The sequence below is a fragment of the Streptomyces sp. GDS52 genome (genome assembly GCF_052246875.1).
Lineage (GTDB): Bacteria > Actinomycetota > Actinomycetes > Streptomycetales > Streptomycetaceae > Streptomyces > Streptomyces cathayae.
Map to the genome: position 1 here is coordinate 119257 of NZ_CM125966.1, position 14538 is coordinate 133794.

Below are 14538 nucleotides of genomic sequence, written 5' to 3' on the forward strand. Positions count from 1 at the left end.
GCGCGGGCCGCCGGGCAGTCCGCGCCGAGCAGGGCCAGGGCTCAGCGCGCGCCGCGCCGGGTCGCGTAGAGCGGCGGTGCGCGGGCGGCAGCGGTGACCGGGGCGAGGCGCCCGGTGGCAGGGCCCGCGTGCTCCCTCAGCCGGCCGCCGCCCGCCACGCCGCAGTCGATGCCTCCGAGGAGGCCGTTCACGGCGAGGGTCATGTCCCGGTTCAATGGAGGAGGACGACCAGGAGCACGTGCTCACCGTCTGGGAAGAGGGACCGGGTCGTAGGGGCGGAGCCGAACGACGGCGAGCCCACAGGGCCAACATCACGCTGAGCTACATGTCACTTGGCCCCCTGTTCGTCAACGGCGCCTGCGTTCGACGCGCGCCCGGGAGGCGCACGTGGGGAGAATGAAGCAAGAGTCCGTGGCGGGGCACTACCTGAACTGGGGAGCAGCGGTGGCCCCCCCTCTCGAAGGTGATGACGATGCCGGCGTGGCGATTTCGGGACTTCCACGACGATGATCTGGACCGCGCCATCCAGCTCTGGGACCAGAACCAGCAGGTGGACGAGGCTCCTGCCGTTTTCCCGGTATCGGAGGTCGTGGCCGCAGCCAGGGCCGCAGGACCGGCCGTGGTGGCGGTGGTCGGCGACGAACTGGTGGGCGTCGGCGTGGCGCAGGTCTCCGGCGAGAGGGGCTGGATCATCCTGGTGGCCCTGGCCGGGACGTGGCGCAGCCGCGGCATCGGAAGCTTCTTGATCGCCGAGCTTGAGCGGCGCTTGCGGTCCCAGGGAGTCCGCCGGATCGGCGCGCTCCTGGCCCCGGGGGCGACGGGAGCCGTTGCCTTGGAAAACTCGGGCTACCGGTCCCGGACCGGGTTCGTCTTCTACGAGAAGGTCGAGCAGCTCGGTGCGAGCTACGCCGGCCTCCTGGCGGAGCTGGGGGGAAGGATGCTTCCAGGGGATCTGTGGGACGGCCTTGCGGGAATGGAAGAGGTGAAGGAAGCCATCGAGCGGCGGATCGTGCTGCCGCTGGCCCGGCCCGCGCTGGCCGAGCAGTACGGAGTGAGGCCGCCGAAGGCGGTCATCCTCTTCGGGCCGCCGGGCACCGGCAAGACCAGCTTCGCCCGAGCGGTTGCCTCGCGGTTGGGGTGGCCCTTCGTGGAACTCTTCCCGTCCCGGCTTGCGTCGTTCCGGGAGGGAGGACTGGCGGCCTCGCTGCGGGAGGTGTTCACCGAGCTGGCCGATCTGGAGACGGTGGTTCTCTTCATCGACGAGGTCGAGGAGATCGCTTCTGCCCGGTCCGGTACGGCTGTCGACCCCAGTCATGGGGTCACCAACGAACTGCTCAAGCTGATCCCCGGCTTCCGCGACCACGACGACCGCCTGTTGATCTGCGCCACGAACTCCGTCCGCTTCCTCGACCCTGCGTTCCTTCGGCCCGGCCGCTTCGACTACGTCATCCCGGTCGGCCCGCCCGATCCGCAGGCCCGTTCGGCGGTCTGGCAACGCTACCTCGGGACCGCCGCCGCCCATGTCGATCTCCGCCGTCTGGTGGAGGCAAGCGCGATGTTCACGCCGGCCGATATCGAGTTCGCTGCTCGCAAGGGCGCCCAGACCGCCTTCGAACGCGAAGTCGCCCAGGGGAAAGGCGCACCGGCCGACACGGAGGACTATCTGCGGGCCATCGCACAGACCCGTCCCACACTCACCGACCAGGCACTGACGGACTTCGCCGAGGACACCGAGGAGTACGTACGCATGTGACTCTGCGCGTCATCCCGCGAGTTCGCCGTGGTCCTTGGTTCTTCGGCATGGGGCCTGACCAGGCACCTCGTCGCCTTCGGCCTGTGCGTCTGTGCGTCTGTGCGTCTGTGCAGGACTCATGACGGTTCTTCAGAAATCCCGGGGGTCCGTCATGATCTATGCGGATCCCTCACTTCCGTCTGCCGGGCTGACCTGCAGCAACGGGAGATGAAAGCCAGGACGAACCCGCAGGATGTCGCATCGCACACGCCGCTCGCGGCGGAACTTCTTCAACCACTCCGTCACCCGCTACCGCGACCTCTCGGGGCACGTCCAAGGAGTGCGTCGCGGCGGGTCATCCGGGCACGAGCACGGCGGCACCGCTGACCCGGTCGGCGGCCAGGTCCCTCAGAGCCTGGTCGGCGCGGCTCAACGGATACGGGCTGACGGTGACCCGCACACCGATCCGCGCGGCCGTGTCCAGGAAGTCGCGGCCGTCCTGCCGGGTGTTGGAGGTGACGCTGCGCAGATTCCGCTCTTCGAAGAGGTGACGGCGGTAATCGAGCACGGGGATGTCGGTGAGATGGATGCCCGCCACGGCGAGCGTTCCCGAACGGTCCAGTGCCTCCAGCGCCACGGGCACCAGATCCCCTACCGGCGCGAACAGGATCGCCGAATCCAGTGGTTCGGGCGGGCGGTCGTAGGCGCCGCCCACGGAGGAGGCACCCAGGTCGAGGGCGAGTTCACGGGCCCGTGCCGAACGGGTCAGCACGTGCACGGTTGCCCCTTCGGCCAGGGCGACCTGCGCCGCCAGATGGGCCGAGGCCCCGAAGCCGTAGATCCCGAGCCGGCCGTCGGGTGGCAGGGCGCTGCGGCGCAGAGCCCGGTAGCCGATGATCCCGGCACACAGCAGCGGTGCCAGCAGCACGGCGTCCTGGCCGTCCGGGAGCACGTAGGCGTAGTCCGCCGGAACCAGGGTGACATCGGCGAAACCGCCGTCCGCGTCCCAGCCGGTGTAGAGGGAGGCCGGGCAGAGGTTCTCGCGACCGGCCCGGCAGTAGCGGCATCGGCCGCAGGTGCTGCGCAGCCACGCCCCACCGGCTCGGTCGCCGACCCGGAACCCCGTGACGGACTCGCCGACGGCGGCCACGCGGCCGACGATCTCATGACCGGGAACGGTCGATGCCCGGTGCGGGCGCAGGTCGCCTTCGGCAAGGTGCAGGTCCGTGCGGCAGACGCCGCACGCCTCGACCCTCAGCAACAGCTCACCGGGCCCCGGCGAGGGCACGGTACGCCGCACGGACACCAGTGGGCCGTCCGCGATCGGACCAGGACTCTCGACAGCCCACCCGGTCAGCATGTTCGAAGCCGACGCGCGCACCATGCTCCCAGCCTGGCGCCGGCCGACAGGTCCGGCAAACGCTCGCCACAGCACGGCAGGCCGCAACCGCACGCCGCTCGGTGCGGCAACGGCCCTCGGCCGTTCGGGCGGCACTGTCATATTGGCCGGCCGGGTGGGATGACCGTCGGGTTGATCACGGTGGAGGGGGTTGTCCGTGTCGTCCGTGCCACCGTCGTACAAGGGTGTGGGGCTCGTGAAGTCATCGCTGCTGGTGGGAGCCCACGCGCACGACCCCTCGGCGGTGGCCGGGATGCCGCACCAGTGGTCACCTCGCTGCGATACCGGGCCGCCCGGGCGCTGCTGCCCGTGTCTGCGGTCCTGCTGCGCCGGGACACGGCCAAGGACGCCGAACTGCTGGTGCCGCGGCACGAGAACGCGGTGCTGCGACGGCACCTCGCCGGTCCGGTCCGCTACCAGCCCGCGGACCGTTTCTGGCCGGCCGCGCTGTCGCCGCTGATACCGTGCCGGCGTCGGAGCCTTCTCTTCCCGGTCACGCCGGGGACGCTGCCGGCCCGGCACCGCAGGCCGAGCGCCAAGAAGGGGGACTACGCCGACCGACGCCGCACCGGCCGCCCTCCCCCGGCCGCCACGCTCCAGTAGCGGGTTCTGCCTCTGGCACAGGAGAACCCGCGGTGGTGCCACCGGCGGATCCAGGGTGAGCCGGCCCGGCCGGGGCAGCCGAGCGCACCGTCCACCATCCGGGAAGTCCCGTGCGCGGCCGGCAGCGGCCCGAGCCGGCGCGTATTCCTCACCACCCAGGCCGAGGGAACCACCGCGGCGGACTCCTTCCACCTCGACACGATCACCGGCAGGTGGCCGCACGCACCGGCGTTCGGCGAACACGGCACCCGCCGGCTCCGCATCACCGGCATCACCACCCACCCCACCGCGCAGTGGGCGACCCGGTAGGCCCACCATCCGGCCGCCGGCCTCGGCGCACGCGTCGAGTCGCTCCGCCTCGTTCTCCGCAACCACGACAGCAGGGACACCGACTCCTTCGACGCTGTCTTCGCGGCCGAAGCCATGGACCTGCTGCGCAGCGCGCCCCAGGCGCCGCGTGGGGACGCCCACTGCGAGCGAGTGATCGGCACGATCCGGCGCGAGGTCCTCGACCACCTCCTGATCGTGAACCAAGCCCCCGCCCGTCAGGCCTTCGCCGAGTACCGGGAGCACTGCAACACGCATCGGCCACACCGATCACGAGACCGACGACCACCCGAAGCCCGGAAACAGCCGGCGGTAGGGCACGATCGCGGGGGCTCGCGAGCGGGGAACTGGATCCCCTGTGACTCATGCCCGTTCACGGTGGCCACCCTCATGGTGCGGATGTCGACGCTTTCGACGTCCCTCGGGCTCAGCCGGCCAGGCGGGACCGGTCGGCCGTGATGTGGGGTGGGCCGAGGCGTTCGAGCAGGAGCCCTTCCCGGGTGGACCACGGGCAGATCTCGACGCTCCTGGCCCCGCAGGCTTCCATGAGGGCCTGTGCGATCAGGGCTCCGGCCAGGGACTGCTCGGCGCGGTGCCGGGAGATGCCCGGCAGCTTGGCACGGCGAGCCGGTCCCGCATCGGCCAGCAGGGAGACTGACGTGCGCAGCTGGGGTAGCGCCAGCCGCCGTCCGGCTCGCGGTGCCTTGCCCTGGGCGGCGGCGCCCGGCCGCTTTCTCCGGTGGCCGGCTGCACGGGCCCAGCCGGTCCACGGTCTCGATGGCCGCCTGCTCGCACTCGGTGAAGGACCAGCCGATGGAGCACTCCCAGCGGAAGGTCGGGCTGGAGCCTCCGCCGGCGCTCGCGATCCAGGTGAGCAGTTCATGGGAGAACCCGGCCCCGTCCACCCGGAACAGGATCTTCTGTCTGCGCCACCAGGGCAGTTGCGCTACCGCGCGAGTGAGGATATCGATGTTCACGCTTGCGTCGTTGGCCGTGACGTTGCCCGAATACAGCCGGGTGGCGAACTGTTGGCGTTGTCACGTTGCTGGGTGCGTGACTGCCTGATGGTGCGTCGGGCATGGTGGCTCGCGTTCAGGCCGTGGTGGGTCGGCCGGCCGTGCCGGTGCTCTGGTCCCAGTTGACGAAGCGAGTGGTCATCGCGGCTCGGTGAGCCGAGGCGGTCATCAGGTGGCGGCATGGCCGGAAGTGGGGCGAGATGCCGCTGAACACGGACAGGAACCGCTGCGCCCCGCCGACACTGCGGAAGCCCTTCATGGCGCGCTCGCGCTGCCGGGTGGGCCGGTGGCTGTTCTCCGCCCGGTTGTCGAGGTACTTCGACTGCCGGTGCTCGACGCAGGACATGACCCCGCGGTGGGCGGCGCCGTGGGAGCGGAGCCTGCCGGTGACCACCACCCGAGGCACCACGCGCGTCTTCTTCATCAGGTGGCGGAAGAAGCGCCGGGCGGCGGCTTCGCCCCGGCGGCTCTGCACCAGGAGGTCCGGGACACTGCCGTCGGCGTCGACGGCCCGCCACAGGTACTTCCGCTCTCCGTTGATCTTGATGAGGGCCTCGTCCAGGTGCCACGCGTCCCCGGGCCTCGGCCGTCATCGGCGCAGTCCGTTCGCGTAGGCCTGCCCGAACGTGGCACACCGGCGGCGGACCGTCTCGTGGGAGACGACGGCACCGCGCTGCGGCATCCGCTCCTCCACCTCACGGAACGACAGCGGGAGGCGGAAGGACCGCCCCACGCAGGGGGAGATGCCCTCCACCGGGTACCGGTGCCCCCGGTACGACGGCGACGCGTCCCCCACGGACACCTCCTCCGACGTGATCAACCCGACGGTCATCCCACCCGGTCGGCCAACGTGACAGTGCCCCAGACCTCACGGACGAGGCGGGCCTGGGACATGGTGCCGTTGTCGAGTTCGAAGAGGCGGGGTGAGGGGGCCGAGGGGGATATCGGGGTGTGTGGCCATGGGCGCCAGGTCGAGCCGCTTGTCCATGTCGAGGCGGAAGGTCCCGTACAAGGTTGGTGTTCGACCAGAACAGCGCGGTCAGCCTGCGCCGGCCCTCATCCGTGTGTCTCCATGTCCCGGCCGGTTCGGCGAGGACCTGCTGAAGCAGCAGCGTGTTGACGTGCACGAGAGCCGACTGGAGCAGGTGCAGGGCGAGCAGGGAGGTCTCGGCGTGCTCCTTGTCCGGGCCGGTGAGGGCACCCTCCTCGCCGTAGTGGAGGACCGGAGGCCGCTGCCGTCGTGACGCCGCGGGGGTCAGCGGGCGGACTCGCCCGGGCCCGGGGTCGGTCTGTGAGCGATGGTCCGCTCGAGCCTCCGGTCGGGGACCAGCCACATCAACGCGACGCCGGCATAGATTGCCACCGCGAGCCAGTCGCTCAGGAAGGACAGCCCGATGCCGCTCGCATACAGCAGCGGCGAGACCTTGCCCTTCAGGTCCCTGCCCACGGCGGTGGCGAGCAGGGACTCTGCACCCTGGTCCCGGGTGATCGTCTTCTGCAGCGTGTAGTAGGCCAGGGCAGCGGCGAGCAGGTCGATGCCGTACGCGGCCGTGGGGACGGCGGCGAAGTGGTTCTGGCCCATCCAGGCCGTGGTGAAGGGGATCAGGGAGAGCCAGAACAACAGGTGCAGGTTCGCCCACAAGATCACCCCGTTCACCCGATCGGTCGCCTGCAGCATGTGATGGTGGTTGTTCCAGTAGATGCCGAGGTAGACGAAGCTGAGCACGTAGGTCAGCAGCACCGGAAGCCCGTCGTGCAGGGCCGCCCAAGTGGTGCCGTGCGGGGTGGGCAGCTCGAGCACCATGACCGTGATCAGGATGGCGATGACCCCATCGCTGAACGCTTCCATCCGCTCGGTTGGCATGAGCCGATGCTAAAGCTCTGCCCGGGAAGTGAAGCTTTTCCTTGATCGTGGACACCTGGAGACTGGGACCGGCCGCCGACGTGGACGTGGACGACAAAACCGGCGAGGGCGGAGCTGCGGAAGGTGATGCGGCGGGCGCCGAACAGCGGGCCCGGGTTGATCACCAGGTAGACGCGGACAGGGCGGCCGGCCATGACGTGGCCTCGCGACGGGGGGCAGCCCCGTGCGGGCCGCCCTGTACCCCGTCGCGGGCCGGGGCCCGGTCGGACAGGACCGGGGCGCCAGACGGGTTCCGGCAGCCTGCCGGACGTCGCCCTGCTCGAGGGCCGCGGCGGGGGCGCCCTCCAGTGGGTGCCGCTGATCCACAGGGATTTGCCGACGGTGACGGTGTGGCGGGTGAACGCGGCGCGCAGCAGATCAGCCGAGGGGGCAAGGCGGGCGGCGACGGTGTGGCCGTGCTCGCCGGGGCGAGAGTGTCCGAGTTCGGGTGTACGTAGAGTAAGGCAAAGGTCACACAAGCCGCTTTTCGAGCAAATTCTTCGAAGGAAGGCCAGAACATGAAATTCGCAGTCATCGGCGGAACCGGGCTGATCGGGTCACGGGTCGTGGAAAACCTGAACGCGGCCGGACACCAGGCCGTACCGCACTCCCTCTCCACCGGCGTGGACATCATCACCGGCCAGGGGCTGGAGGCGGCCGTGGCGGGCGTCGACGTCGTCATCAACCTGACGAATTCCCCGACCTTCGACGCCGCCTCGCTCGCCTTCTTCCGGACTTCGATGGACCACCTTCTTGCCGCGAGCGAGAAGGGCGGGGTCGGGCACTTCGCCATCCTCTCGATCGTCGGCGCGGACCGGGTGCCCGACCTGGACTACTACCGGGCGAAGGTGCTTCAGGAAAACATCCTCAAGGCCGGGCCGATCCCGTATTCCATCGTCCGCGCCACGCAGTTCATGGAGTTCATGGAAACGGCCCTGGCCATGACCGCCGACGGCGACACCGTTCGCCTGCCACGCACGCCGATCCAGCCGATCGCCGCTGCGGACGTCGCCGGCATCGTCGCCGAAGTCGCCACCGGCAGCCCTCTGAACGGCGTCCTCAACATCGCAGGTCCCGACGTCCTCCCCCTCGACGAACTCGGCCGGCTCACCCTGGCCGCCAGGGGCGACGGGCGCGCTGTCGTCACCGACGACAGCGCCGGCATGTTCGCCGCCGTCCACGGCGAGGTCCTCACCGCCCCGAGCGACGCCCGCATCGCCCCCACCCACTACACCGACTGGCTCTCCTGAACGGTCCCGCGACCTGCCGCGCCAGTCCAGGGCGATGCGCGCGTCGCTCCCACTCCGATTGCCTCAAAGAAGAGGAAACGCCATGTCGCACAACGAGTCGTCCGGCGGCGCCCTCCTGCCGGCCCACGTCAGCAAGGTCCTCGCACAAGCAGGGGTTGAGACTGGTAAGCCCGCATGGCGAGGTGTTGCGTAGCGGCCCCGCAGCCTCAACACGGGCGAGTCCGACTGTCATCACGGGACCCGTTGAATGCGGTGACGAGTTGGTTCGTGGTGACGATGGCCTGGGCGTAGGTGGGCCGTTGAGTTCGTGAGCGGCGTGCATCATCTCGGGGCTGAGGACCGCGGTGGCGTCGCTGACCAGCGTCAGGTGGTAGCCGAGCGGCACTGTCACGTTGGCCGACCGGGTGGGATGACCGTCGGGTTGATCACGTCGGAGGAGGTGTCCGTGGGGGACGCGTCGCCGTCGTACCGGGGGCACCGGTACCCGGTGGAGGGCATCTCCCCCTGCGTGGGGCGGTCCTTCCGCCTCCCGCTGTCGTTCCGTGAGGTGGAGGAGCGGATGCCGCAGCGCGGTGCCGTCGTCTCCCACGAGACGGTCCGCCGCCGGTGTGCCACGTTCGGGCAGGCCTACGCGAACGGACTGCGCCGATGACGGCCGAGGCCCGGGGACGCGTGGCACCTGGACGAGGCCCTCATCAAGATCGACGGAGAGCGGAAGTACCTGTGGCGGGCCGTGGACCGGGACGGGAACGTGCTGGACATCCTGGTCCGGCCCCGGCGCGACCTGAAGGCGCACTGCGGTTCCTTCGCCGGCTCCGAAGGATCTGGAGTACGTGCCGCGGGTGATGGTGACCGACAAGCTCCGCTCCTGTGGCGCGGCCCACCACCAGGTCATGCCGGGCGTGGAGCACCGCACCTCGAAGTGCCTGAACCACCGGGCCGAGAACTTCCACCAGACAACCCGCCGGCGCGAGCGCGCGATGAAACGCTTCACCTCACCTGGCTGCGCGCAGCGGTTCCTGTCCGCGTTCAACGGCATCTCGTCCCACGTCCGGCCCCGGCGTCACCGTCTGGCCGCGGCCCGGTACCGCACCGGGATGAACCAGCGCTTCACTGTCTGGCGGCAGGTTACCGGCGCCACCGCGGCGGCCTGATCACGGCGCCCCGCGCGGGCGAGCCATCACCCCGGCGAGCCGTCAGCACCACCCGACCCAACAACGTGACAGTGCCCTACAGACCGGCTGGTGCCTCTTCGGTGGCGACTGCGGGGGTGTCGCGGATTCCCATGCGCAGGTGTTCTACGTGGTAGAGCGCCTGGTCGAGGAGCTCGGCGACGTGGTTGTCGTAGAGGGCGTAGACGATCGAGCGCCCGTGGCGTTCACCCGTGACCAGTCCGAGGTTGCGCAGCAGGCGCAGTTGGTGGGAGCAGGCGGAGGCTTCCATGCCGACGGAGTCGGCGAGGTCGCCGACCGAGCAGGGGCCTTCCTGGAGCCGGGCCAGGATGTACAGGCGTGAGGGGGTGGCGAGGGCCTGGAGGGTCGCAGCGACGTCGGTTGCCCCCGCCGCGTCCAGTCGCTCGCGCGAGGTGGCGTTGTTCCTGTCGTCGGCTCCGTGACCCATGGTGCCCATCCTAGCGACCACACATGAAAACCTGTTCAGATATTCCTGTACCATGAGGGCCGTTGCCCCGCCCACCCGCGAAGGGTTGCTCCGTCATGCCCTCTGTCCTGGACCGGCGGCCCGCGCAGGCCGCCGTCGGGCCGCGTCCCTCCTTGCCGCGGCGCCGCACGCGCGTCCTGGCACTGCCGGAGGCTCGGTGGGCGCTCGCGGCGCTGGTGCTGTTCCTGCTCGCCCTGCCGCTGTACCTGCTGGGCGCCCCGGGGTGGCTGTGGGGGACGCTGTTCGCCACCGTCTACGTCACTGGCGGCTGGGAGCCGGGCTGGGAGGGGCTGAAGGCCCTCAAGGACAAGACGCTGGACGTGGACCTGCTGATGGTCGTCGCGGCGCTCGGCGCCGCCTCCATCGGCCAGATTCTGGACGGTGCGCTGCTGATCGTCATCTTCGCCACCTCCGGCGCCCTGGAGGCGGTCGCGACCGCCCGCACCGCGGACTCGGTGCGCGGCCTGCTCGACCTCGCCCCCTCCACCGCGACGAGGCTCCTGCCCGACGGCACGGAGGAGAGCGTCGACGCCGCACGGCTGAAGGTCGGGGACACGATCCTGGTGAGGCCCGGCGAACGGGTCGGCGGTGACGGCCAGGTCCTCACCGGAGCCGGCGACGTCGACCAGGCCACCATCACCGGCGAGTCACTGCCGGTGGCCAAGCAGGCTGGGGACGAAGTGTTCGCCGGCACCGTCAACGGCACCGGAGCCCTGCGCGTGCGCGTCGAGCGCGACCCGGCGGACTCCGTGATCGCCCGGATCGTGACGATGGTCGAGGAAGCCTCCGAGACCAAGGCCCCCACCCAGCTGTTCATCGAGAAGATCGAACAGCGCTACTCGATCGGCATGGTCATCGCGACCCTGGCCGTTTTCACCGTCCCGCTCACCTTCGGCGACGAGGTGCAGTCGGCCCTGCTGCGGGCGATGACCTTCATGATCGTCGCCTCGCCGTGCGCGGTCGTGCTCTCCACCATGCCGCCGCTGCTGTCCGCGATCGCCGACGCCGGACGCCACGGCGTCCTCGCGAAGTCCGCCGTCGTGATGGAACGCCTCGGACAGATCGACGCCGTCGCGCTCGCTGCCTCGGCCGAGCACCCCAGCGAGCACCCGCTGGCCCGCGCCGTCGTGGACGCCGCCCGCGGACGCAGTCTGATTCTTGCCGACGCGGGCGGCTTCGCCTCCGTCCCCGGGCGGGGTGTCAGGGCCACCGTCGACGGCCACGCCGTCCAGGTCGGCTCCCCCGCCCGGCTGCTGCCCGCCGACGCCGACCCGGCCCACCAGAAGGTGGTGCGGGAGCTGGAGGAGGCCGGGCGCACCGCGGTGGCGGTGCTGCGCGACGGAACACCGGTGGGGGTACTGGGGATCGCCGACCGGCTGCGGCCGGACGCCGCCACCACCGTCGCCGCACTCACCCGCCTGACCGGCCGCACCCCGGTGCTGCTGACCGGTGACAACGAGCGCGCCGCCCGGCGCCTGGCCGCCGAGGTCGGCATCACCGACGTCCGCGCCGGGCTGCTGCCGCAGGACAAGGTCACCGCCGTGCGGGAATGGCAAGAGCAGGGCCGCAAGGTGCTCGTCGTCGGCGACGGCGTCAACGACGCCTCCGCGCCGGCCGCCGCCCGCTCCGGCATCGCCATGGGCAAGGCCGGCTCCGACCTCGCCCCGGAGACCGCCGACGCCGTCGTGGTCCGCGACGAGCTGGCCACCATCCCCACCGTCGTCAACCTCTCGCGCACCGCCCGCCGCCTGGTCAGCCAGAACCTGGCCCTCGCCGGAGTGTTCATCACCGCCCTGGTCGCCTGGGACCTGATCGGCACCCTCCCGCTGCCCCTCGGCGTCGCCGGACACGAGGGCTCCACCGTCATCATCGGCCTCAACGGCCTGCGCCTGCTGCGCGAGGCCGCCTGGACCAACCCCGCCAAGGACACCGCGTGAGCAGACGAACCCGCCGTACCGCCCCTGCAACGGGAGCGGCACGGCCCACCATCACCGTCTGCCGTGGCTGCTGCTGCGGCACCCCCAAGATCCCCGGCCTCGACCACACAGCCCAACTGCGCGACCTGCGCCAGGCCGTGGACGGCGCCGCGACCGTACGAGTCACCAACTGCCTCGACGCCTGCGAACGCGCCAACGTCATCGTCGTCCAGCCCTCCACGGCCGGCCGCAAGGCCGGCGGGCTCCCCGTCTGGCTCGGCCTGGTCAACGACCCCGACGCCACCACCGACATCACCACCTGGGTCCAGGGCGGCGGCCCCGGCCTGGCCGAGCCACCGGGCATCCTTGACCTGTACGCCTTCCAGCCCTCCCGCCGCGTCCGGCACGAACTCGAGGACTGACCCGCTCGCCGCCGGACGCAGCGGCAGGTATTGCGGCGGTCCTGCTCAACGCCGTAGGGCTCGGCGGGTGCCGATAAATCACCCGCCCAGGCCACGGCCTTGGTCGGCCATCTCTGATGTGGCTGCCGGCTACCCCACTGTCTTCACCCGGGCGAGGGAGGACGACATCATGACCGGTCGTGCTGCTGCGCCTGGCCTACCTCGCCGCCACCGACATCTTCACCCTGCTACGTCTCCTGCTGATGAGCGACCGCGAAAAAGACGTGGAGATTCTCGCCCTGCGGCACCCACTGCTCGTCCTGCAAGGCGAGGTTGCCCAGCCCGCGTTCACCGACACTGAACCGCCCCGGGTCCGGTAGAGATCTCAGTTTGTGGTTGTGACCTGTGGTTTTGCGGCTGTGAGGTAGGAAGCGGCCTCGTATTCGACGGGTGGGACGTGGCCGATCTCACCGTGGAGTCGGCGGTGGCAGTGAGCGGTTTTCAGGAGTTCGGCGATCTCGCGGGCCGCATCACGGGCCGGGCGACCGACACCGATCAGGGTGGCGGAGGCCGGGCCGGTCCAGTCGCCGTAGCCGAGCAGGTGCAGGCGCGGCTCATCCACCGCTCGGGTGCCCGCAGTGGCGATGTGGCCCCGTACCCCGCGCAACCCGAGGGGCGCCAGGTGCGAAAGTGCCGGACGGAAACCGGTGCACCAGATCACCGTGTCGGCCGACGCCCGTCTCCCGTCGGCCCAGAGGATTCCGTGCCGGTCGAGCCGTAGGAACATCGGTGATGCCTTCAGCAGTCCGGCGTCCCGGGCCTGGCGCACAGGCGGTACGGCGACGATGTCGCCGAGCGCGGCGACGCCTGCGGTGTCGGTGCGGCCCTCGTCCAGGGCGCGGCGGCGGGCGGTGGCGACGTCGAACAGGGCGCGGCCGTCGATGTCGTCGGCCAAAAACCGCGGTGGCCGCTGGGTGACCCAGGTCAGCTCGGTGTCGTGGGCGAGGTCGGCAGCGATCTGGGCGCCGGAGTTGCCGCCGCCGACCACGATGACACGCTGGCCGGCGAAGTCGCCGGGGCGGCGGTAGCCCACGGTGTGCAGCTGCCGGCCCTGGAAGACTTCGCGTCCCGGGACGGCCGGCAGGAAGGGGCGCGTCCAGGTGCCGGTGGCGCTGATGACCGCGCGGGCCTGCCAGGTGCCGGTGTCGGCCTGGATGCGGAGGAAGGGCCCGTCGCGGTGCACGGCCTGGACGAGAGCGCCACGCTGGACGGGAAGGTCGTACCGCTTCTCGTAGTCCGCGAGGTACGCGACCACGTGCGAGGCATCGGGATATGTCTCGCCGGGCTGGGACGGCATGAGCCGGCCGGGCAGGGACGAGTGGGCGGCCGGGGAGAACAGGTGCAGGGAGTCCCAGGCGTGCTGCCAGGCGCCGCCCGGCGTGGACTGGCCGTCGAGGATGACGAAGTCCACGCCCAGGCGGCGCAGGTGGTAGCCGGCGGCGAGCCCGGCCTGGCCGCCGCCGATCACCACCACCTGTGGCGTCCGCGTCACTCGGCGACTTCCCGCCCGGGCGGGAAGATGAGGGCCACGAGCGCCAGTCCGACCACGGCGCCGATCAGCTGCATGCCGATGAAGCCCGCGACCGAGCCGGGCGCGATGCCCGCGAACGTGTCGCTGAAGGCACGGCCGATGGTCACCGCGGGGTTCGCGAAGGACGTCGACGAGGTGAACCAGTAGGCGGCGCCGATGTAGGAGGCGACGGCGACGGGGGCGAATCGCAGCTGGTCGGTGCGGGCCAGGCCGAAGATCAGCAGGATCAGGCCGGCCGTGGCGACGACCTCGCCGAGCAGCAGGTGCCCGGCGGACCGGTCGCGGGTCGACCACTCCACCAGCGGCTCGCCGAACATCGCGTCCGCCAGGATCGCTCCCGCGATCGCACCCACGATCTGCGCGGGGACATAGACCGCCGCCTCGCGGGTTGTCACCCCCGCGCCACCGCGCCTGCCCGTCCACCACTCGGCCAGCGTGACAGCCGGGTTGAAGTGCGCGCCGGAGACCGGGCCGAACAGGAGGATCAGGACGCCGAGGCCGAAGACGGTGGCCAGGGAGTTGGCCAGCAACTGCACCCCGACGTCCTTCGTCAGCTCGGTGGCCTGGATACCGGAGCCGATCACCACCGCCACGAGGCCCGCGGCGCCGACCAGTTCGGCGGCGGCCCGGGCGGCCAGCGGCCTGCGGGGCGGGGTGGCGCCCGGAGCAGGCTGCGGTTCGGCCGCGGGTATCGCCGACTCCGCGGCAAAGTCGTGCGTGGCGGTCAACAAGGACTCCTTG

General features: G+C 70.9%; 15 protein-coding genes and 2 pseudogenes. 8 read left to right on the forward strand and 9 right to left on the reverse strand.

Annotation, left to right across the window (positions count from 1 at the left end; all coding sequences use genetic code 11):
• Positions 1-41: 41 nt before the first annotated feature.
• Positions 42-203 (reverse strand): hypothetical protein, encoded by a 162-nt coding sequence (locus ACTWJ9_RS00565; RefSeq protein WP_341483652.1) that lies wholly within the window; start codon positions 201-203, stop codon positions 42-44.
• Positions 204-466: 263 nt separating this feature from the next.
• On the opposite strand from ACTWJ9_RS00565, the gene ACTWJ9_RS00570 reads away from it, so the two are divergent.
• Complete coding sequence (locus ACTWJ9_RS00570) at positions 467-1753, forward strand: ATP-binding protein (protein ID WP_443295025.1); 1287 nt, start codon at positions 467-469, stop codon at positions 1751-1753.
• A 334-nt stretch (positions 1754-2087) separates the two neighbouring features.
• On the opposite strand, the gene ACTWJ9_RS00575 is transcribed toward ACTWJ9_RS00570, so the two are convergent.
• Positions 2088-3116 carry a zinc-binding alcohol dehydrogenase family protein gene (locus ACTWJ9_RS00575; protein WP_443295027.1) on the reverse strand — a complete coding sequence of 343 codons (1029 nt, stop codon included), beginning with the start codon at positions 3114-3116 and terminating at the stop codon, positions 2088-2090.
• Positions 3117-3395: 279 nt separating this feature from the next.
• Between ACTWJ9_RS00575 and ACTWJ9_RS00580 the strand changes: the two genes are divergently transcribed.
• Both ACTWJ9_RS00580 and ACTWJ9_RS00585 read left to right on the forward strand, forming a co-directional pair.
• Positions 3396-3734, forward strand: a complete 339-nt coding sequence (locus tag ACTWJ9_RS00580; RefSeq protein WP_279332011.1) for an integrase — start codon at positions 3396-3398, stop codon at positions 3732-3734.
• A gap of 423 nt (positions 3735-4157) precedes the next feature.
• On the forward strand, positions 4158-4520 hold the full coding sequence (locus ACTWJ9_RS00585) for an integrase core domain-containing protein (RefSeq protein ID WP_443295028.1): 363 nt from the start codon (positions 4158-4160) through the stop codon (positions 4518-4520).
• Here ACTWJ9_RS00585 and ACTWJ9_RS00590 read toward each other — a convergent pair.
• From ACTWJ9_RS00590 to ACTWJ9_RS00605, 4 genes and pseudogenes are all read right to left on the reverse strand, one after another.
• Positions 4489-4944 carry a Ppx/GppA phosphatase family protein gene (locus ACTWJ9_RS00590; RefSeq protein ID WP_279332012.1) on the reverse strand — a complete coding sequence of 152 codons (456 nt, stop codon included), beginning with the start codon at positions 4942-4944 and terminating at the stop codon, positions 4489-4491. The genes ACTWJ9_RS00585 and ACTWJ9_RS00590 overlap by 32 nt on opposite strands.
• A 209-nt stretch (positions 4945-5153) precedes the next feature.
• Positions 5154-5873 (reverse strand): annotated as a pseudogene (locus ACTWJ9_RS00595) (IS6 family transposase).
• Positions 5773-6411, reverse strand: coding sequence for a Tn3 family transposase (locus ACTWJ9_RS00600; RefSeq protein ID WP_443295030.1), 639 nt, complete (start codon positions 6409-6411; stop codon positions 5773-5775). The pseudogene ACTWJ9_RS00595 and the gene ACTWJ9_RS00600 overlap by 101 nt, the downstream one beginning before the upstream one ends.
• Entirely contained in the window at positions 6333-6941 is a 609-nt protein-coding gene (locus ACTWJ9_RS00605) for a TMEM175 family protein (RefSeq protein ID WP_279332014.1), read from the reverse strand. Before ACTWJ9_RS00605 ends, ACTWJ9_RS00600 begins: the two co-directional genes overlap by 79 nt.
• 557 nt (positions 6942-7498) lie before the next feature.
• Here ACTWJ9_RS00605 and ACTWJ9_RS00610 point away from each other — a divergent pair.
• Positions 7499-8230, forward strand: a complete 732-nt coding sequence (locus ACTWJ9_RS00610) for an SDR family oxidoreductase (RefSeq protein ID WP_279332015.1) — start codon at positions 7499-7501, stop codon at positions 8228-8230.
• 445 nt (positions 8231-8675) lie between these two features.
• Positions 8676-9384 (forward strand): annotated as a pseudogene (locus ACTWJ9_RS00615) (IS6 family transposase).
• A gap of 76 nt (positions 9385-9460) precedes the next feature.
• Here the strand turns inward: ACTWJ9_RS00615 and ACTWJ9_RS00620 are convergent.
• Positions 9461-9850 carry an ArsR/SmtB family transcription factor gene (locus ACTWJ9_RS00620; protein WP_279332016.1) on the reverse strand — a complete coding sequence of 130 codons (390 nt, stop codon included), beginning with the start codon at positions 9848-9850 and terminating at the stop codon, positions 9461-9463.
• A 95-nt stretch (positions 9851-9945) separates the two neighbouring features.
• Here ACTWJ9_RS00620 and ACTWJ9_RS00625 point away from each other — a divergent pair, with 95 nt between their 5' ends.
• The 3 genes from ACTWJ9_RS00625 (at position 9946) to ACTWJ9_RS00635 (ending at position 12586) form a co-directional block, all read left to right on the forward strand.
• Positions 9946-11826 carry an HAD-IC family P-type ATPase gene (locus tag ACTWJ9_RS00625; protein ID WP_279332017.1) on the forward strand — a complete coding sequence of 627 codons (1881 nt, stop codon included), beginning with the start codon at positions 9946-9948 and terminating at the stop codon, positions 11824-11826.
• Positions 11823-12227 (forward strand): (2Fe-2S) ferredoxin domain-containing protein, encoded by a 405-nt coding sequence (locus tag ACTWJ9_RS00630; protein WP_443295031.1) that lies wholly within the window; start codon positions 11823-11825, stop codon positions 12225-12227. The genes ACTWJ9_RS00625 and ACTWJ9_RS00630 overlap by 4 nt, the downstream gene beginning before the upstream one ends.
• Positions 12228-12406: 179 nt before the next feature.
• Complete coding sequence (locus ACTWJ9_RS00635) at positions 12407-12586, forward strand: hypothetical protein (protein ID WP_279332019.1); 180 nt, start codon at positions 12407-12409, stop codon at positions 12584-12586.
• Positions 12587-12591: 5 nt separating this feature from the next.
• Here the strand turns inward: ACTWJ9_RS00635 and ACTWJ9_RS00640 are convergent, their stop codons facing one another.
• Together ACTWJ9_RS00640 and ACTWJ9_RS00645 are read right to left on the reverse strand one after the other, a co-directional pair.
• A complete protein-coding gene (locus tag ACTWJ9_RS00640; protein WP_279332021.1) occupies positions 12592-13758 on the reverse strand; it encodes an ArsO family NAD(P)H-dependent flavin-containing monooxygenase in 1167 nt (388 codons plus the stop codon).
• On the reverse strand, positions 13755-14525 hold the full coding sequence (locus ACTWJ9_RS00645; RefSeq protein WP_279332022.1) for an aquaporin family protein: 771 nt from the start codon (positions 14523-14525) through the stop codon (positions 13755-13757). Before ACTWJ9_RS00645 ends, ACTWJ9_RS00640 begins: the two co-directional genes overlap by 4 nt.
• Positions 14526-14538: the final 13 nt, after the last annotated feature.